A 19,679-nucleotide genomic window follows, 5' to 3' on the forward strand; every position below is an offset into this window, starting at 1 on the left:
CGCAATTTCCCTCAAGCACCCTAATCGCCGTTAACTGGCCTGCTTCATGGCAAAGTCACGACCAAAAAGCAACTTATGACGAATCTGTCGAATACTTGTTTGATCTGCAATCAGTTCTGCATACCAAGCACCATCATCTGTATCGCCAAACAAAACTGCCCCAATCACACAGTCGTTTTGAATAATAATGCGCTTATAGACCTGTCTTTTTTCATCATTTAACACAATATCTTCGAAGTCGCCTGAAGGTTCAATATTTCCTGCAGAAAATACATCACATCCGCTGACTTTAAGTTGCGTGGGTACAGTCGGTGCTTTAAACGTCAAACCGCCACGTTCTGCCAGTTGATTGGCGCAAATGAATGCTTGCCCCCACAGTGGTTCAACCAAACCAAAGGTGTGTTGACGATGCTCAATACATTCACCGACTGCATATATACTTGGGTCAAACGTTTGCATGGTGTCATTTACAACTATCCCTCTTTGACAATGTAACCCTGCTTGTTTAGCTAAAGTCATATTGGGCCGAATACCCACAGCAAATACGACAAGATCTGTTGCAATGACCTCTCCCGACGCTAAATGCACTGCGGTAACATGGCCATTTTCACCCGCCAAACGCTGTGTTGATGCAGACGTGATGACTCGAATGCCTTTGGCTTCAATGCTTTTTTGTAGTAAAGCACTGGCATGCGCATCTAGTTGACGATTCATAATTCGATCTGTTAAATGCAATACCGTAACATTCATGCCTTGTTTTTTTAGCCCATAAGCTGCTTCTAAACCTAGCAGTCCGGCACCCACCACCACAGCATTTTTACTGTGTTTTGCGTATTGCAACATCTGATTGACATCATCTATATCGCGAAAGCTCATCACACCATTTAAATCCGTCCCTGCAATACTTGGAATAAACGGTGTTGAACCTGTCGCCAAAATCATACGATCATAATCAACTACCAGACCTGATTGGGTATGTAATTGTTTTTTAGCGCGATCTATACCTATCACGGCGTCTCCAGTAATTAAGCGAATACCTCGTTCGCTATACCACAGTGGCTCATGTAACATAATTTGCTCAAGCGTTTTGTCGCCTGAAAGTACAGGTGAGAGCATAATCCGATTGTAGTTGCCTCTCGGCTCGGCACCAATCACGGTAATTTCATAACGGTCTGGCGCCATGTCTAATAGATCTTCAAGACAACGCATACCCGCTAGCCCATTCCCCACTAAGACCAATCTAAGCTTGTGTTGGCTAGCATAAGTATTGGTTATATATGCCTTTTGTGGTGTCCGACTAACCAACACTCGACCATACTCTATTTTTGTTGCAAATGCTGTCAGACGTTGTTGCCCATCTTCTAAACAGCGTCCTGTAACTAAACTAAAATGCTGTTTGTAAATTGGAGATGCGACTACACGTTCACCTTGAATATCCCCAATAATACCTCGCGACATCACATACGATTGGCTAAAGGGGTCTTTATTACTTAATGCATAAACTCTTTGCTCATGCCCTACACGAAACACAGCAATTTGCTCACCGTTAAGTAAAACGCCAACCCCAGTATTGGGTGTAATGTCATCTAAAGCACAAATATCAATCCAATCTGTCATTGGTGATGTTGTTTTTAATACGGTCATTATTATGCCTCCACCACTGAAATACGACTTTCATCACGCTCAACTTGTGTTTTAGGTCGAATTTGTCCACGTACTTCAGTGAATTGAATATTTGGATCACTTTTCTCAGGTGCATTAATAAACGTTTTAAAGCGTTGGCGTATTTCAGGCGTTTCTATTGCGGTGCGCCACTCGTCTTGGTACGTACCCACCACATGTTGCATACGGCGCTCAAGCTCACTGGCAAGTCCCAACGTATCATCAACAATAACCGCTTTCAAATAGGCTAAACCACCTTCTAAATTATCACGCCAAACACTGGTGCGTTGTAAGCGGTCTGCCGTTTGAATATAAAACATAAAAAAGCGGTCGATATAGCGAATTAATGTCGTTGTATCTAAGTCGGACACCAACAGTTCCGCATGACGTGGTTTCATCCCGCCATTACCACACACATATAAATTCCAGCCTTTTTCTGTCGCAATCACACCAACGTCTTTGCCTTGTGCCTCAGCGCACTCACGAGTACAGCCTGACACAGCCATTTTTAGTTTATGTGGTGAGCGTAAGCCTTTATATCTATTTTCTAAAAAAATGGCCAAAGCAACAGAATCATCTACGCCATAGCGACACCATGTACTGCCGACACACGACTTCACTGTACGTAATGATTTACCATAAGCATGACCAGACTCAAAGCCTGCCTGAATCAATTTTTCCCAAATTTCAGGCAATTGATGAACTTGTGCACCAAATAAGTCAATACGCTGTCCACCTGTAATTTTGGTATACAGTTGGTACTCTTTGGCGATTTGACCAATATGAATCAAACCATCTGGTGTAATTTCTCCACCTGCAATTCGTGGCACAATGGAGTAAGATCCATCTTTTTGAATATTGCCCAAGTAGTAATCATTGCTGTCTTGCAAACCAGCATGTGATGGTTTGAGTACAAAATCATTCCAGCACGATGCCAAAATATTGGCCACAGTAGGTTTGCAAATATCACAGCCTAAACCATGCCCATGTGTTGCAATTAAATCATCAAATGTTCGAATCTCATTCACACGAATGAGGTGATACAACTCTTGTCTTGAATATGCAAAGTGCTCACATAAATGATTATTTACACTCACACCTTGACGTTGTAACTCTGACTTTAATACCTGAGTCACCAATGCTGTACAACCCCCACATGCTGTGGCTGCTTTGGTACATTTTTTTAGTGCGCCAAGAGATGTTGAACCATCGGCAATAGCGGTACAAACATCTGATTTAGATACATTATTACATGAGCAAATCACGGCGGTATCTGGCAGTAAATCTATACCGCTTGCACCCGACTTACTTGTGGTTGCTGTACCATTGGGCATGATTAAGTTTTCTGGGTGTGCTGGAAGCGGTGAAGTATTGAGCATCATTTGTAAAAGGTCGTTATATTCTTTTACGCACCCAACCAACACAGCACCAAGCAACTGATCTTTTTGCTGATTTACGACAATTTTTTTATAGATTTTTGCATCTTCATCGGCATAAAAATAACTCAAACTGTGTGGTGTAATTGCATGAGCATCACCAATCGAGGCCACATCTACACCCATCAGTTTAAGTTTAGTGCTCATATCTGCACCTGAAAAACCTGATGTTTGTTCAGCTAAAATATGCTTGGCTGTTAAACGTGCCATGTCATAGCCGGGCGCAACCAAACCATAAATTTTACTTTGCCACAGCGCACACTCACCTATGGCATAAATATTGGGATCAGAAGTTTGGCAATAGTCGTTAATCACAATACCACCGCGCTCACCAATACTTAGTCCACTTTGGCGAGCCAATTCATCTCGTGGTCGAATGCCTGCTGAAAATAAAATAATATCTGTTTCTAAACTTGACCCATCTGCAAACTTCATTACATGTACTGAGTCTGTCCCGTCTTCAATGGCAGATGTGGCCTTTTGGGTATGGACTTGCACTCCTAAATCTTCAATTTTTGAGCGCAGTACTTTGCCACCTAAGTCATCAATTTGTACAACCATTAAACGGGGTGCAAATTCAACCACATGGGTTTTGAGTTTTAAATCCATTAAGGCTTTGGCAGCTTCAAGCCCAAGTAATCCACCTCCAATCACCACACCAGTTTGGGCTGTACAGCTTGCTGCTCGAATTGCATCTAAATCATCAATTGTTCGATAGACAAAACAGTTTTTTCGATCATGCCCTGTAATGGGTGGTACAAAAGGGTAAGAGCCTGTTGCTAAAATCAACTTATCATAACCAATCAAATCGCCAGTATGTGTTGTGACTGTTTTATGGTAGCTATCAATTGCAACGGCTTTGGTATTTAAACGTAAATCTATGCCATACGCATCGGCAAAATCCGCCCGTGCCAAAGACAAGTCTTTGAGCGTTTTACCCGCAAAATACTCACTTAAATGCACTCGGTCATAGGCAAGATAAGGTTCTTCAGCAAGAATTGTTAGCTCAAGGGTATCGTCTGCTTTTTCAAGTAAGCTTTCAATACACTTATGTCCCACCATACCGTAACCAATCATCACTATTTTCATTTCGATTCTCCTGAATTCAATTGAGTGCTGTTGTTACACTACGGCGTCTCGGTCCATAATGGCCTGATCATATAAACGCTGTTCTTTTGCTTTATGTTCAACTGAAAAACGTATGCTAAGCACGCATACTGCTGCCACAATCACTAATCCACCCAAGGCCATTAAACAGGTTTGAATATCTAACATGCCTTTAAGTAAAAAGCCTGCAGCCACTGCTCCCACATTACCGCCTGCACCAATAATACCTGCCACACCACCGAGTGCATCACGATCAATAAAAGGAACTAAAGCATACGTTGCGCCACATGACATATGTGTAAATAATGCAAAAATAGTCATACTTAAAATCGCTAACACGGGTGTTTGCATTTGAGAGAATAAAACTAAAAACACACCTTCTAAAACAATCATTAAAAATAAAACTTTAGTTCGACCATCTAAGCCTTTTTTAACTGCAATCCGGTCAGAAACAATACCGCCCAATGCACGAGCAAATAGCGCAAGTAACCCAAAAATTCCGGCAGTTAATCCTGCTTCTTTTAAACCAAATTGAAAATGGTCAACATAGTACATGGCAACCACATTATGAATAAAAATCTCAATACCAAAACAAGCGGCATAAGCAACAAATAACACCCAAACACGGTAGTTTTTAGCCGCATGCATTAAAATAGCTATACCACCTTTTTTATCACTCCCAACCTGTACACCTTGAGCACGAAGTGCTTTAAAGTCACCTTGTGGGCAGTCTTGCGTATATTTCCAATACATCATGCCAACAATCAGCATCATTACGCCGGGCACAATCAGTGCAAATCTCCAACCTAATGCTTGCTCTACCCCAAACATAACCAGTGCAGAGAGCAATAATGGCATGAGCGCTTGTGTTGCACCGCCCCCTGCATTCCCCCAACCTGCAGATGCAGCATTGGCTGTTCCCACCACATTGGGTGCAAACATAATGCTCGTATGGTACTGAGTGATGACAAAACTGGCACCAATCGCACCAATCAATAATCTAAAAAATAAAAACGTTTCATAGCTGGTAGATGCAGCAACACCAAACACAGGAATACTGCCAATAAAAAGCAATGCAGTATAAGTTTTACGTGGGCCGTATTTGTCACACAACGGCCCAACGATGAGGCGTACTAAAATCGTAATCGCTACTGCAGCAATATTAATATTGGCAATTTGATTTTTGGTCAGATGAAATTCACCTGCAATGACGGGCATTAAAGGCGCACAGGCAAACCATGCAAAGAAACAAACAAAGAAAGCGAGCCAACTCATGTGGAAAGCGCGCATTGCTGCAGTTTTAAAACTAAATAAATTAATTCTTGTGGCTTTTTTGGCATTCAAATTTATAGACATGGCATTACTCTTTTGAGCTAACGTATTCATCATTTTGTTTGAGACATTGCACAAACAAATGGATTAGAACGGGCGCCATTGACCGTCATATAAATTTTAAGAGTCGTCTTTGACTCAAAATATATTATGCATAAATAGTGCCAACACTAAAAATACATATAAATAAGATGATTTGAACCTGTGAATATCTAAGTTGAATCCTTTTTTCACAGTATAAATCTACATAGCAGTCGATAGTTGCTTCAAATGAGTGCATTAATGCTGAACCACTGCATGAAATACTGGTATAAAAATTGCTTAGCATATTATGAAATATTGCCGTGCTTATATTTAAGTTTATGTCTACTTTAAAAATTGCCCTGATTGATGACGATCTCGAACGTGCTGAACTAATTAAGTGCTCTTTACTTGAGCATGATTTAGAAATTGTGGCATGTTTAACCATTGAGCACGTAAACACCCTCCAACTAGAGCAACTACATGCCGATGTCATTTTGCTCGACATGGCAAATCCCCATCGAGACATTATTGAAAATTGTGTGAGTCAATTCGATTTACCCACAGTATTATTTACTAAAAACACCAATAAAGATGTGATTAAAAATGCTATAGATGCGGGTGTCACTGCGTATATTGTAGATGGGATTGACCCCATTAAACTGCAAAGTATTCTTGAAATTTCCATAGAGCAGTATAAAAAACATAAACGGTTGCTTCACGATTTACAAGACACCAAAAATAAGCTTGCCGATAGAAAAGATATTGAAAAAGCGAAAGTTTTTTTAATTCAAATTCATAAAATCGATGAAGAACAAGCATTTCAACTCTTACGCAAAAATGCAATGAGCCTTAGAATTACGCTTGGAGATATGGCGCGTAGACTGATTGATGCACAAAAATTATTACAGTTTCAGCTCAAGGAATAACGATGCATACTTTAGAAAAAACGGCTATACAGCTCGGCTATATTCCACTTTTGGACTGTATTGCAATACTTTGGGCGAAGCAACGTGGTTTTTTTGAAGAGTTTGGCCTAGACGTGACTTTAGTCAAAGAAGCCTCGTGGGCTAGCCTCAGAGACCGACTGGCATTTGGGGTACTGGATGCAGCCCATTGTTTATCTGCCATGTTGCCTGCGGCAGCGGTAGGTACAGATCAAATTGGAATACCATTACAGACCCCTTTAGTACTGAGTATTAATCGTGCGTTTATCAGTTTGAACCAAAGTATCTGCTTTGAGCAAAACATTTCAGCATCTGACACCGTATTCAGTAGCGCAAATAAACTGGTGCAATTAATTAAAAAAAAACAGAACATTCATTTAGCGCATGTATTTAAACATTCAATTCATCACTACTGCATCAAAGAATGGCTCTCTTTGGCAGATATGGACGTCGCACAAAATTTACAACTCATGACTTGCCCACCGCCTTATATGATTGAAGCCATACAAAAACATACGATTGATGGTTTTTGTGTTGGAGAACCGTGGAATATTCAATCACAGGTACAAGGGTATTCACAGATTATTGCTGAAAGTAAGCAAATTATTCCCGAAGTTGCAGATAAAGTCTTAGCAGTTACCCAAAGTTGGGCAAAAGATCATCCGCATACGTTAGCAGCGCTAACACATGCAATTTCAAAAGCACAATATGAATTACAAACGTTAGATTCATTTTCAGACGTATGGAAAATGCTCAAAGCGTATCATATTATTCAGTTTGACTGCTCACCCTCAGTTCATGTTCAAGCATATTATAAACTCATACATATTATTCAGAATTTCACAGAACAACAAAAACCTAAAGTTACTGATTTTGAATGGATTATTCAACAAATGTGTAAATGGGAAAATCTATCTTTAACTGAAAAAGAAGCACGGCATATTGCAACAACCTGTATCATCTCATCAGATTTCATTTAATTCGCTGATAAAAAGCCCCCTACAAAAGGCTTTTGTAGGGGGCTCTAAATACTTGGAATTATGTCAACTGTGCCGCAGAGATTTTTTTCGTATCTACTTTTAATGCAGCAGATTGATACTGCGCCATTTGATCAAAGTTTAAATACTTATAAATATCGGCAGACATGCTATCAATTTGAGAAGCATACTGTTGGTATTCCTCAGGTGTAGGTAACTGACCTAAGACCGCAGCCACAGACGCCAACTCAGCAGATGCTAAATAAACATCTGCTCCTTGCCCTAAACGGTTTGGAAAGTTACGCGTAGAAGTCGAAACAACAGTCGTGTTTGGTGCAACGCGTGCTTGGTTACCCATACACAATGAACACCCTGGCATTTCTGTACGTGCGCCTGCTTTACCGTATGTGCTATAGAAACCTTCTTCCATCAACTGGCGTTCATCCATACGAGTCGGTGGTGCAAGCCACAAGCGGGTTGATAACGCCCCACCGGGTACTTTATCTAGTAACTTACCCGCAGCGCGGAAATGACCAATATTGGTCATACATGAACCAATAAATACTTCATCAATTTTTGCACCTTGTACATCAGAAAGCAGTTTTGCATCGTCTGGGTCATTTGGACAGCACAATACTGGCTCTTTAATCTCTGCTAAATCAATTTCATATACACGTGCATATTCTGCATCGGCATCTGCTTGAAGCAATTGTGGGTCTTCTAGCCATTTTTGCATATTTTCTACACGGCGTGCCATGGTTCGTGCATCGCCATAGCCTTCTGAAATCATCCACTTCAGCATGGTAATATTCGAACGTAAATATTCAGCCACTTTATTTTCAGATAAAGTAATTGCACAGCCCGCAGCAGAACGCTCAGCAGACGCATCAGATAATTCAAAGGCTTGTTCTGCAGTCAGTTCCGTTTCCATTTCAGTGAGGTCGATTTCTAAAATACGGCCAGAAAAAATATTTTTCTTTCCTTTTTTCTCAACCGTTAAATCGCCAGCTTGAATGGCATAATAAGGAATAGCATGCACAAGGTCTCGAAGCGTAATCCCTGGTTGCATTTTACCTTTAAATTTCACTAGAACAGATTCTGGCATATCAAGTGGCATTACGCCTGTTGCTGCAGCAAATGCGACAAGACCTGAACCTGCAGGAAATGAAATACCAATTGGGAAACGTGTGTGTGAATCTCCTCCGGTACCTACCGTATCTGGTAGCAACATACGGTTGAGCCAAGAGTGAATAATACCATCGCCCGGACGTAATGACACACCACCACGGTTCATAATAAAATCAGGTAATGTATGCTGTGTTTGTACATCTACAGGTTTTGGGTACGCTGCGGTATGGCAAAATGATTGCATGACTAAATCTGCAGAAAAACCTAAACATGCAAGATCTTTGAGTTCATCACGTGTCATTGGCCCCGTGGTATCTTGCGAACCCACAGTGGTCATACGAGGTTCACAATAGGTATCTGGACGAATACCTTGCCCTTCTGGTAAGCCACATGCTCGACCAACCATTTTTTGTGCCAAAGTAAAACCTTTACCTGAGTTCGCTGGTTGTTTTGGTTGACGGAATAATGTAGATGTCGGTAAGCCTAATGCTTCTCGTGCTTTCGTAGTCAAACCACGACCAATAATTAAATTAATACGCCCACCTGCGCGTACCTCATCTAAGAGTACAGGCGTTTTCAATTTAGAGTGTGCAATCTGTTGTCCTGCTTTAAATGCAGTGACTTCGGCATTCTCTTTATCGATTTTTAAGGTGATTTCATCACCCATATTCATCTCTGATACATCAATTTCTACAGGTAACGCACCTGCATCTTCCATGGTATTAAAGAAAATTGGGGCAATTTTTGTACCCAAACAGACGCCACCATCTTTTTTATTTGGAATATGCGGTAAATCATCACCAAAGTACCAAAGCACTGAGTTGGTTGCAGATTTACGAGATGAACCTGTACCCACAACATCCCCAACATAAGCCACTTGGTTGCCTGTTGCAATCATCTGCTTGATTTGCTGGATTGGACCCACTTCGCCTTGTTTTTCAGGCACAATACCATCACGCTCATTTTTAAGCATCGCTATTGCGTGCAATGGAATGTCTGGGCGACTCCATGCATCTTGGGCCGGTGAAAGATCGTCAGTATTGGTTTCACCCGTCACTTTAAATACTGTAATTTTAATTTCTTCAGGTACATCTTTACGTGATGTAAACCATTCTGCGTCTGCCCATGACTGCATCACTGCTTGCGCTTTGCTGTTCCCAGCTTTGGCTTTGTCTGCAACATCATGAAAAGCGTCAAATACTAATAAGGTTTTTTTGAGTGCATCTGCCGCAAGATCAGACAATTCAGCATCATCAAGCAACTCAACTAATGGGGCAACATTATAACCACCCAACATCGTACCTAATAAGTAAACTGCTCTTTGCTTTGTCACCAATGGTGAGCTGGCTAAACCTTTAGCAATCGCAGCTAAAAAAGCAGCTTTTACATAAGCGGCTTGGTCAACACCTGCAGGGATTCTATTTTCCAAAAGGTCAACCAAATATGCTTCTTCACCTGATGGTGGGTTTTTTAATAATTCAACAAGACTGGCAGTTTGTGCATCATCAAGTGGCTTTGGTGGTATTCCTAGTGCGGCACGTTCTTGAACGTGTTGGCGGTAAGCTTCTAGCACGGTGTTCTCCCTGTGTTTTAAATAAACTTATAAAGGTTGTTATTCCATATTTATAAGTCACTTGTGTGTTTCTGATTTTACTAAAATTATGAGATAAAGTTAATGTCATTCATCGCTTTATACGTGATGATCACTATTTCCTAGCGAAATGATGCAAGCTGGGTTTTGATCATCAAAAAGCATCATATAAGACTCTAACAAAAGATATGTAGCAAAGCGTAACGCGAAGTACGAGAGTTTCGATTTTTTATGTCGTCAGCGACACCTTTTAATAGATGTCGCCTTATTTTTAATTATAAAATAGACTTAAAGTTGCTTGCGATTTTACTGTGCCTGCTGCCAATGTAGTGCTTCCATTTCGGTGATATACCGCATAAAAACTTTTACTTACTGTTGGTGTGGTACTTGAAGATGTTGTACCAAAAGTAAAACTGCTGCCACTGCCCCCCAAAGGAATGGCAGTATTTGAAGTATCATATAATTTAACAGATACATCTGTGGCTGTACCTGTATTACTTAAAAGATAAGTTGAGTTACTCACGTTATTTGCGTCTAACATCACTCCTGTCATAGACGTACTGGCCAACCCAGAACTGCACGTTGCTGTAATCGTGAACCCTGTACGCCCTGCATCTGAACCACTGGTGCTCAGTGCAGAGATATTTGTCGTTGGTAAGGTCACGCTCGCATCTGCCACAGAACATGTTTTTGTAGATACTGGTGTGAAATTAATCGTGGTATACAGTGTTGGTGCATTATTATATGTCGTGCCATTGTACACTACGCTAAAATTAAGCGTTCCCCAAATAATGTTTTGACTGATACTTGAAGTCGGTACTTTAGAAAAATAAAACGTTGGTGTAAGCTTTAAGCCTTGTGTCGCTCGACCTGTAGCAGAAGAATACATCGTCCAAGAATTACCATTACTCACCATACTTGGCAAAGTCGTTGATGGTGTACCCGCTGTATTGTTATCTGTTGCAGAAAAATAAACATACGCAAAATTATCTACAAACTCATTCCCTGTATTCACAATTTTATAGTACGTCATGCCATTATTGGTCACACTGCTACTACTATCAATATTTGAACCTGCTAAAGTCAATGTGGTCGTTACTGTACCGCTATATGTATTATTGGTTTTAGATAAACAACTAATAATACTGGCATGTGTAATTGTAGATGCAGTATAAACGTGGGTGGTTGATGCCGCATTTGTAGGTGAAACACTCCCCCCTCTTAAATTACCTGAAGAAATTGTACAATCATCTGCATGAGCAGAAATACATGTAAATACACATATCAGTATTAGAAGTAAAAAATAGGATTTATTCATTGGCACACCACATCAATGATTTGGAATTGTTTTTTGCTCAGCGTCTTATTTATCTGCGTACTGATTGCTGGAATAACACACACTTGCTGGTTTAATACTCCCCAACGTAGCGTCAATGGTTGTTTTAAACTCTGATCAGAAGAGATAAACAGTTGATTAGATTGTCCCATTACAGCCACAGTTGAATGATCTTTTGTTTTAACTTCTACGCCCATTGGAATTTTTTCTTGCGTGGCCGTATGAACATTCAATAAAATATTAGAAGTTTTTTCGGTTTCAAAATTCAGTAAAGTTGAGCTGTAACGGCGTGGAATGACTTGAGATTGATTGTTTTTAATTACCACATCAAGTGGTAAGTCTTTGCTATTAATGCTTAATGTATTGATATGATAAGGATCAACCACTGGATAAATTGCATTACCAAAACGGTCTAATTTCACCCCCCATGCATTTACAACCTGCGCCCCAACAGCATCTTGTGCATGAATAATTGTAAATGTATCAGATAAACTATTGGTTAATGTCACACCATACGGGTGTGCAACGATTCCACCTTGTAAACTCACTCCGTACTGCCGTTGTGAATCGGCTTTCGCAACTGTTAACCCTAAATTAGTTTCTGGCAACAAATAGTTCATACTGGCATTTACTGTAGACTGACGTTGTGTTTCGTCTCTACTGGCATTTAAAGCATATGTCATTTGATTTTGATCACCAGCTGTACCACTTAAACCTGCTGCAAACATATCTGTGGTATTACTGTGCTGGAAGGTGTTATTTAAGTACAGTTTTTTATCTTTCCAAGACAGCGGAAAAGATATACTGACATATACACTACGATTGGCTTGACTACTCACTGTTTGAGTTTGTGCCACATTTAGACTGTAATTTAATTGTTTATAGTGATTAGAATAACCCAAAGTATATTGATTATAACCGTGCTGATCATTCCAATACTCTGAACGTGTGCCTGTCAGGTATAACGCCCCCCAACCCGCTTTAAACTGTTGACGTAAAGTCAAATTGGTTTGAGATTTTAAACGATAGGTCAAATAAAAATTATCGACCTCATCTTGCGTGAGTTGATCACGATTCACTAAAGATACAGCATTGGCAAAAGACAGATAACCTTGCGTAAGTTGCTGCATATTAACATTTAAACTCAGATTTAAAGGCATAAAACTATAGCGGTAACTCAGCTTATATTTTTGACCATTTTTTTGAGTCCCATCTAAATTAGCATTACCCTGCTCTACATCAAAAGTCATCCCCCCCAGTAAACTATTTATACCACCACCCAGTAAATACCCCTGATAGTGGTGACTTAAAGTTGTGCCACCATGTAATGTAAAATTATTTGACACACCATACTCTAAAGTTGCTTGGGCCAAACTTTCATCTAGAACCTTTTGTTCTAACTTATAACGACCTAAAGCAAAGTTATAATTAAATTGGCTCGCACGAACCAAATTAGTTACCCCTTGAAGAGGCACAATAAAGCTTCTTTTTTCACCACTTTGTTCCGTTACTTGCACCGTTAAATCGCCGTTGGTTGCAAGTGTTGTTAAATCTTTAATATCAAATGGCCCTATTGGAACTGTACGTTCATAAATTTTTTGGCCATTTTGAAAAATAGAGACCAACGCATTAGAATTTGCAACACCAGAAATTACTGGTGCATAACTTTGTACAGACCACGGGCGCATAGAACTATCATTACTGAGCTCAAGTCCTCGTATAAGGTAAGAACTCATATAGTATGCATTGGTTGTAAAATCACCCAGCGATAGACGTGAATTGAGTGACGTAATATCTCTCGATAACACATTGAGTGAAGGTATATAGTCCGTTAAACGGTTATTTGTTGACTCAAAACTCCCCACATGGCGAAAGTTAAATCCTGCAATATTTAAACCTGCAGTGAGACCTAGATAATTGTTGTCTGTCGTTTTCGATAGGTTGTTACTGCTATAATGATTATAGTTGTACGTCAAATAGCCCGCGGTTATGCCCTGATCAAATAAACGTGGTGAAATATAACCTACAGGCCGATCATTCAATAACGCCAAAGGAATACTAAAGCTTAAAGATTGATTACTATCATCATAACTATATTTGGCATCTGGGCTAATATCTTGAACACTTATGCAAGGCTGCAGAGGTAAATGCGAGCGTATGTCATCTTTTAAGCCTATTTTTTCTAGCAAAGCTTGGTTTACACATAAAATTGCAGGCTTTTTTAGATCAGGTTGCCAAAAGCGGATATTTACCTGACCCAAATATTGATCATTTATACCAACACCTAAAACGTATGACCCGACAGGCACACTGTTTTCTACATTAAAGGCACTTAAATCAATATTTTTATTACTTGATCCAAATAAAGCAGATGAATCAAAAGTTAATAATTCTTCAGCACTTGCAGGGTTCAAGCAGAACAACGGTATAGTTGTGACAATAAACCCTACACTTAATATAGATTTATTCATAAACTTAATCGGCTATTGTATTGAAAGATTCCGTACCACCAAAGTCATTAATTAAGGTATAAGTGATAGCACTTGGCGACGGTACTTTTGTTTTAAATGTTTGTTCACCCAAAGGACCAACCATCAAAGGACTGGTATATATTTCTTGATCCATCCCTTTTTTACTTTGTATAACAACCTGTTGAAAACTCATATAATATGGGCTTGGATTCGTCACTTTTATACTCTGAGTTTCAGCATTGTATTTAAAATGGAGCTTTTGAAAAAAATGCTCTGGTTTACCTATCAGCTGAATTGGTCTATAAAAAAGTTTAATTCTTGAACGTACTGAGATATTTAATTTATTAATTACTGACTGATCTGTCGGTGCAACATCTAAAATATTAAACCAATATAAAGACTCACGATCTTTAGGTAATTGATCTACATTTTTTGCAAACAAACGAATCATTTGACCTTTATTGGCTTCAATGCGCACCAAAGGTGGCGTTAAAATAAAAGGCATTCGCTCTGCAGATGGAATTTCTTTTGGATCACCATCATCTAACCAAGACTGTACAAGTGCCGCACGCTGATCAGGATTATTTAACTGAACCACCACTTGTTTTTGGTCAGATGGAAAGACAACTCGTGTCCCTGTAATGGTGACCCCAGATACAGCATGTTGTTGTACACATAAACTGGCTATTAAAGCAATGCAATACTGTTTCACGTGATATCTTCCCATGGTCAATCTTTATTATTTATAAATAATAGAATAGTCAACTTGACCAACTACAGTACCCGCAGTGGTTGTACCTGTTGCGTAATAACGTGCATAGTACGGATAGGTATAAGTCGCAACACTTGAACTGTTGGTACCAGTTGTTGCAGTTGAATATGTTTGAGAAGATGAATCTGTATACAAATTAATAATGGTTTGAGCATTGTTTAAAAGCTGAATATCTACATTAGACGCTGTACCTGTATTGGTTAAACGCCCATTTGTATTTACATTAGACACACTTGGTTCGTAATACGGCGTTGCAATACCTGCGCTAGTACTACACCCAGCACCCGTTAAAACAATTTTATATGCTGTTAAACCCGCAACAGCTGCAGATGATGTCAACGCAGAAACATGTGTTGTTGGAAGAGAAACTGTGGCTGTAGCAGAAGAACCACTATTTATACTGGCAGAACACGTACCACCAACCAATGTGCCACTAAAATTAATTGTACCATCTACTGCATAAACTGAAGATGACGCCACAACTGCGAGTAATACTGTGGCAAATATTTTACTATTTTTCATAATTGCTACCTACTTGTAAAAAAAGGAATCATTTGAAACAAAATTCATATTAGTTGTTAACAATGTACAAAATTAGATGGGAATATGTATTTTTGTGAAAAACAAGTATATATGCTTGTTTTATATTATATTTATAGTCATTTAACAGATTTATAGACTGATTAAACGCAAAAATTAAAAAATATAAGTTACTGTTTTATAATGGTAAAATTTAAAAACTAAAAATTAATATATAAGAATAATTTTGTTTAGTATTTATATATAGATAAGTAGATTATTCACGATTTAAAATATCAACGATTATTATTTTATATAAATTATTAGATAATTCTAAAACTTCACAAATACGTAACGATATGAGATTTTAAGAATTTATTACTATGATGTATTCGTGTAATGTAAGTTTTACCTGCATGTATTTTTCAGGAGTTTCACCTATAGACAGTGAAAAAACATTTGAGCAGTTTATTTATACAGTAATACTGTGTATACCAAGTAACCATTAATTTTTTAGTCATCATAACTGACTGAAACCTAATTCAGAATAAGCGAGAAAACTATGTCAAATACATCATGGAATTTTAATAAATTATAAAAGTGTTCTATTTTTAGACTATCATACGTATTAGTCTGTAAAATATCTTGCAAAGTATCTTCACTTTAGCTATATTCTTTCGCATCAAATCTTTCAAATACAAGTATTTGTAAAGTTTTGGGCCTATAGCTCAGTTGGTTAGAGCAGCGGACTCATAATCCGTTGGTCCCGTGTTCGAGTCACGGTGGGCCCACCATTTATTAAACCTTGTAACTTTCTGAGTTATGAGGTTTTTTAGTCTCTAGCATTTGTGTTTTGATGCCTTTCTCACGGACCGTAAAGTGGTCCATCTTACAAAAGATCCGTTGGTCTATTTTGTGTAAGCATTATGTAAGCAAATCCATCTAATTTTTATTGACTTCAAACTTTTAAAAATAAGTTTATATTTTACTCTATTGCATAAGTTTTCCTTTTAACTAATATAGGTTACACATCCATATTAAATAAAAGGAAAAGAAAAATGCCATCTCCAAAAGACACTAAAGGACCTATAGTTAAGACTGGACCAACAGCAGGAGAAAATCGCTCTCGTAACGAAGATGGTCGGTGGCGTAAAAAACGTTCTGATGCAGGCAAAAAACGAGATAAATAAATGACTCATAAAGCTATTTTGTTCAAAAATCTATCTCCGTTGTAATTTCTGCTTCATACAACTTTTCGAGTTCATTTAAGTCGTGAAGACTCACAACTAAAAACTCTGATCGACTGCGATGAAGTCGAAATTTTGTAGATGCTTGGGGGATTTTTAGAAAAATGGAAATGCAGGTTTTTCCCCTAGGTTTGGTGGAGAAAATGGTTCTTTGAGGGGGAGTTTTGCTAAAGATTGGTTTGAGTGAAAGCCCTTGAAAGTGATTCTAACTTTAGGCAAGGGCTATATATTATCGAGATTGTTGTTTGCTTATAACCCTTTGTAAAATTTTTCAATGAATAATTTTGTCTTATTCACTAAATTGGTTAATACAGATTGCCGTTCTTTGAGCTTTGGTGATTTAGTTGGTAATTTTGAGATGTCATTACGCTCAGGCATTCTTTTTGTATACTCGTACTGTTCTAGTACTTTCTTAAACTCATCAGCTTTTAGGTTTTCTTCTTTACAAATGTGTTGGTAGGCTTGCTCTTTTTCTATATCCCAGAAAGACTTAAAAGCATCTTCGACCTTTTGCCCTGTAATGAGTTTAGGGATGTTTTGATCGATAAACTTTTTAATCAATTCTTGTTTGTCATGTAGACTCACTTCACCTTCAATGAGGTCATTGACCTGAGCTTGGTATTGCTGTCTTTTTTCTACACTCGGATTATCAATTGCAAGTTGTAGTAAGCTGATGATGTATCCCACGTTAATGCGGTCACTGTGTAGTAGTTCCAGTTGAAAATCAACTTCATCTAAAATGGATACTTTTTCTTTACTTGGTGTTTTACGGACTTGATGACACAAGTCTTTGTACTTTGATGCAAAATCAGCAAAGTTTTGTTTGTCTAAGGTTGTATTGTCTTGATCGTATTCGACAAAGGTTTCTAATTGAGCATTGGTACGCATGACTTCACGAAAGGCTTTAATAAACTCAAGTTGGTCGTCTTCTGTCAGTAAATCGTCAACGTCTTGGCAGTTGGGTGTTAGGTCATATAGTTTTTGAACCGAAGTCTCATAGTTTTGCTGAATCTCTGCAAATTCAGGGACTAAAACCACTTGAGGTGTTTCTTTGTTAGAGAAAATTTTAAGGGCTTCATCTGTGGCTTGTTTTAGATTTCTGAAACAAATGATATTGCCAAAGGGTTTATTGCTGTTAAACACGCGGTTAGTACGTGAAAAAGCCTGTATGAGTCCATGATGCTTTAAGTTTTTGTCTACGTACAACGTATTAAGCCTTTTTGAGTCAAAGCCTGTAAGGAACATGTTCACTACCAGTAATATGTCAACTTCACAGTTTTTTACACGTTTAGCAATGTCTCTATAGTAATCGTAGAACTGATCACCTGAGTTGTAATTGGTTTTAAACTGTTGGTTATATTGGGTAATGTAATGATCAAGCTTATCTCGTTTAGATGGATTGACTGTACTTGGAATGTCAGTATTTTCTTCATCCAGTAAACCATTTGCATCATCGTTGACAGCTTCGTTGGCTGCGTATGAGAAAATGGTGGCAATGGTGAGTGGTTTAAACAAACGTCCATGTTCAGCATCTTGTTGTTGCTTTTGACTTTGTAAGCGTTTAAAGATGTCGTAGTATTCTATGAGGGTGTCTACTGAACTAACACAGAACATGGCTGTAAATTCACGTTTTTTGGTTTTTGTATCGTGGGTATCTAAAATGTACTGTGCAATTTGTTCTAAGCGTTTTGGGTCTTCCAATAACTCTTGTGTATCTATGCCTTCAACCTGATCTATGGATTGATGTGATGAATGAGTTTTCAAACTGTACCGTCCACGGTAGTCAATTTGAAAGGGGAGTACGTTTTTATCTCGAATGGCATCTACAATGACGTATTGGTGTAATAGTTCATCAAATAGATGACTTGTGGTGAGTTTCAATCCTGCTATTGTTTTTGCATTGTCATCTAAAATAGGTGTACCTGTAAAACCAAACATTTGGGCTTTTTGGAAGAACTTTTTAATTTTTAGGTGAGTTTCACCAAATTGGCTACGGTGGCATTCATCAAAAATGAATACGACTTTTTTGTCGCGTAGGTGTTCAATCTCTTGGCTGTATTTATCTTTTCCAATGGCATTGTTGAGCTTTTGAATGGTAGTCACGATCAGCTTGTCATGCGGTAGGTTTATTTGTTCGATGAGTTTCTTTGTATTGGTGGTACTGTCTACACTGTCTTTTTTAAACGCATTAAATTCTTTCGCTGTTTGTGTATCTAAGTCATTGCGGTCTACCACAAACAGTACTTTTTCAACATCAGGCATGTTCATAATAATTTGACTGGCTTTAAATGAGGTCAGTGTCTTACCTGATCCTGTCGTATGCCAAATGTAGCCGTTTTTGTTACTGTGTTTAACTTGTTGCGTAATTTGTTGAACAGCATAAATCTGATAAGGGCGTAGTGCCATTAACACTTGGGAATCTTTAAGCAAGACCATGTATTCATTAAGCATCTTTGTTAAAAAGTCAGGTGTTAAGAAACTGCTTGTAAATGCTGAAATGTCATTAATCTGTTTATTCTTGCTGTCTGTCCAAGGAAAGGCAAAGGCATCGTTGGTTGTACCATGTGCAAAGTAACGTGTATTTACGCTATTGCTCATAATGAAGAGTTGTACAAAGTTAAATAGCCCATAGCCTGTATGGTATGTTTCTCGTTTGTAACGTTGTATCTGGTTAAAGGCTTCAGCCATTTCAGTACCACGTTTTTTGAGTTCAATTTGAACCAGTGGTAAGCCGTTAATGAGAAGCGTAACATCAAAACGGTAAGTTCGTTTATTGTCATACTTAGGGTCAATGGTTACTTGATTGGTGACTTGAAATCTATTTTTATGGGGCTCTTTAAACAGTAGGTCGATATGGTGACTTGTGCCATCATCTAGTTTAATCGGGAGTTTATTTCTGAGTTTGGTTGCATGCTCGAAAACGTTGCCTTGACTAATTTGGTGAAAGACTTGTTTCCACTCTGTATCAGACAAAGTTGGAATACCATTAGCTCGTTCTAACTGTAGTTTTAGATTGCTCATCAGTTGGGCTTCATTATGAATGCTGACACGTTCGTAATGAAGTTGATTAAGTTGTTCTAATAGTTGATTTTCGAGTTGGTACTCGCTTTGTGTAGTCATGTTTCTCTCTAAA

At 38.6% G+C, this 19,679-nt stretch carries 12 protein-coding genes and 1 tRNA gene; 4 read left to right on the top strand and 9 right to left on the bottom strand.

What is annotated here, in order from left to right:
* Positions 1-30: 30 nt before the first annotated feature.
* Genes nirD through BLS38_RS10010 form a run of 3 tightly spaced genes read right to left on the bottom strand, consistent with a single transcriptional unit; the run spans position 31 to position 5,561 of the window.
* The gene (nirD, locus tag BLS38_RS10000; protein ID WP_092749171.1) at positions 31-1,644 is read right to left on the bottom strand and encodes a nitrite reductase small subunit NirD; all 1,614 of its coding nucleotides are present in this window, start codon (positions 1,642-1,644) and stop codon (positions 31-33) included.
* Between the two features lie 2 nt (positions 1,645-1,646).
* Positions 1,647-4,187 carry a nitrite reductase large subunit NirB gene (gene nirB, locus BLS38_RS10005; RefSeq protein WP_092749173.1) on the bottom strand — a complete coding sequence of 847 codons (2,541 nt, stop codon included), beginning with the start codon at positions 4,185-4,187 and terminating at the stop codon, positions 1,647-1,649.
* A 33-nt stretch (positions 4,188-4,220) separates the two neighbouring features.
* A complete protein-coding gene (locus BLS38_RS10010; protein ID WP_092749175.1) occupies positions 4,221-5,561 on the bottom strand; it encodes an MFS transporter in 1,341 nt (446 codons plus the stop codon).
* Between the two features lie 338 nt (positions 5,562-5,899).
* On the opposite strand from BLS38_RS10010, the gene BLS38_RS10015 reads away from it, so the two are divergent.
* Complete coding sequence (locus tag BLS38_RS10015) at positions 5,900-6,487, top strand: ANTAR domain-containing response regulator (protein ID WP_092749177.1); 588 nt, start codon at positions 5,900-5,902, stop codon at positions 6,485-6,487.
* A gap of 2 nt (positions 6,488-6,489) precedes the next feature.
* Entirely contained in the window at positions 6,490-7,485 is a 996-nt protein-coding gene (locus BLS38_RS10020) for an ABC transporter substrate-binding protein (protein ID WP_092749179.1), read from the top strand.
* 58 nt (positions 7,486-7,543) lie between these two features.
* On the opposite strand, the gene BLS38_RS10025 is transcribed toward BLS38_RS10020, so the two are convergent.
* The 5 genes from BLS38_RS10025 to BLS38_RS10045 all read right to left on the bottom strand — a co-directional run bounded on the left by BLS38_RS10025 (position 7,544) and on the right by BLS38_RS10045 (position 15,302).
* The gene (locus BLS38_RS10025) at positions 7,544-10,183 is read right to left on the bottom strand and encodes a bifunctional aconitate hydratase 2/2-methylisocitrate dehydratase (RefSeq protein WP_092749181.1); all 2,640 of its coding nucleotides are present in this window, start codon (positions 10,181-10,183) and stop codon (positions 7,544-7,546) included.
* A gap of 289 nt (positions 10,184-10,472) precedes the next feature.
* Positions 10,473-11,519: a fimbrial protein gene (locus tag BLS38_RS10030; protein WP_092749183.1), complete on the bottom strand. Its 1,047-nt coding sequence runs from the start codon at positions 11,517-11,519 to the stop codon at positions 10,473-10,475.
* Positions 11,516-14,008, bottom strand: coding sequence for a fimbria/pilus outer membrane usher protein (locus BLS38_RS10035; protein WP_092749185.1), 2,493 nt, complete (start codon positions 14,006-14,008; stop codon positions 11,516-11,518). Before BLS38_RS10035 ends, BLS38_RS10030 begins: the two co-directional genes overlap by 4 nt.
* A 4-nt stretch (positions 14,009-14,012) precedes the next feature.
* Positions 14,013-14,720, bottom strand: coding sequence for a fimbrial biogenesis chaperone (locus BLS38_RS10040; RefSeq protein WP_244518274.1), 708 nt, complete (start codon positions 14,718-14,720; stop codon positions 14,013-14,015).
* A 27-nt stretch (positions 14,721-14,747) separates the two neighbouring features.
* On the bottom strand, positions 14,748-15,302 hold the full coding sequence (locus BLS38_RS10045) for a fimbrial protein (protein ID WP_092749189.1): 555 nt from the start codon (positions 15,300-15,302) through the stop codon (positions 14,748-14,750).
* 714 nt (positions 15,303-16,016) lie between these two features.
* Here BLS38_RS10045 and BLS38_RS10050 point away from each other — a divergent pair.
* Positions 16,017-16,093: transfer RNA gene (locus BLS38_RS10050), tRNA-Ile, on the top strand.
* A gap of 264 nt (positions 16,094-16,357) precedes the next feature.
* The gene (locus BLS38_RS13295; RefSeq protein WP_280137757.1) at positions 16,358-16,489 is read left to right on the top strand and encodes a hypothetical protein; all 132 of its coding nucleotides are present in this window, start codon (positions 16,358-16,360) and stop codon (positions 16,487-16,489) included.
* A 306-nt stretch (positions 16,490-16,795) separates the two neighbouring features.
* Here BLS38_RS13295 and BLS38_RS10055 read toward each other — a convergent pair whose 3' ends face one another.
* The gene (locus tag BLS38_RS10055; protein WP_092749191.1) at positions 16,796-19,666 is read right to left on the bottom strand and encodes a type I restriction endonuclease subunit R; all 2,871 of its coding nucleotides are present in this window, start codon (positions 19,664-19,666) and stop codon (positions 16,796-16,798) included.
* Positions 19,667-19,679 lie beyond the last annotated feature (13 nt).

Source organism: Acinetobacter boissieri (assembly GCF_900096955.1).
GTDB lineage: Bacteria > Pseudomonadota > Gammaproteobacteria > Pseudomonadales > Moraxellaceae > Acinetobacter > Acinetobacter boissieri.

Coding starts and splice junctions, on each gene's coding strand:
- BLS38_RS10030 (WP_092749183.1), bottom strand. CDS start 11,519: ATGAATAAATCCTATTTTTTACTTCTAATACTGATATGTGTATTTACA.
- BLS38_RS10010 (WP_092749175.1), bottom strand. CDS start 5,561: ATGTCTATAAATTTGAATGCCAAAAAAGCCACAAGAATTAATTTATTT.
- nirB (WP_092749173.1), bottom strand. CDS start 4,187: ATGAAAATAGTGATGATTGGTTACGGTATGGTGGGACATAAGTGTATT.
- BLS38_RS13295 (WP_280137757.1), top strand. CDS start 16,358: ATGCCATCTCCAAAAGACACTAAAGGACCTATAGTTAAGACTGGACCA.
- nirD (WP_092749171.1), bottom strand. CDS start 1,644: ATGACCGTATTAAAAACAACATCACCAATGACAGATTGGATTGATATT.
- BLS38_RS10055 (WP_092749191.1), bottom strand. CDS start 19,666: ATGACTACACAAAGCGAGTACCAACTCGAAAATCAACTATTAGAACAA.
- BLS38_RS10020 (WP_092749179.1), top strand. CDS start 6,490: ATGCATACTTTAGAAAAAACGGCTATACAGCTCGGCTATATTCCACTT.
- BLS38_RS10045 (WP_092749189.1), bottom strand. CDS start 15,302: ATGAAAAATAGTAAAATATTTGCCACAGTATTACTCGCAGTTGTGGCG.
- BLS38_RS10035 (WP_092749185.1), bottom strand. CDS start 14,008: ATGAATAAATCTATATTAAGTGTAGGGTTTATTGTCACAACTATACCG.
- BLS38_RS10015 (WP_092749177.1), top strand. CDS start 5,900: ATGTCTACTTTAAAAATTGCCCTGATTGATGACGATCTCGAACGTGCT.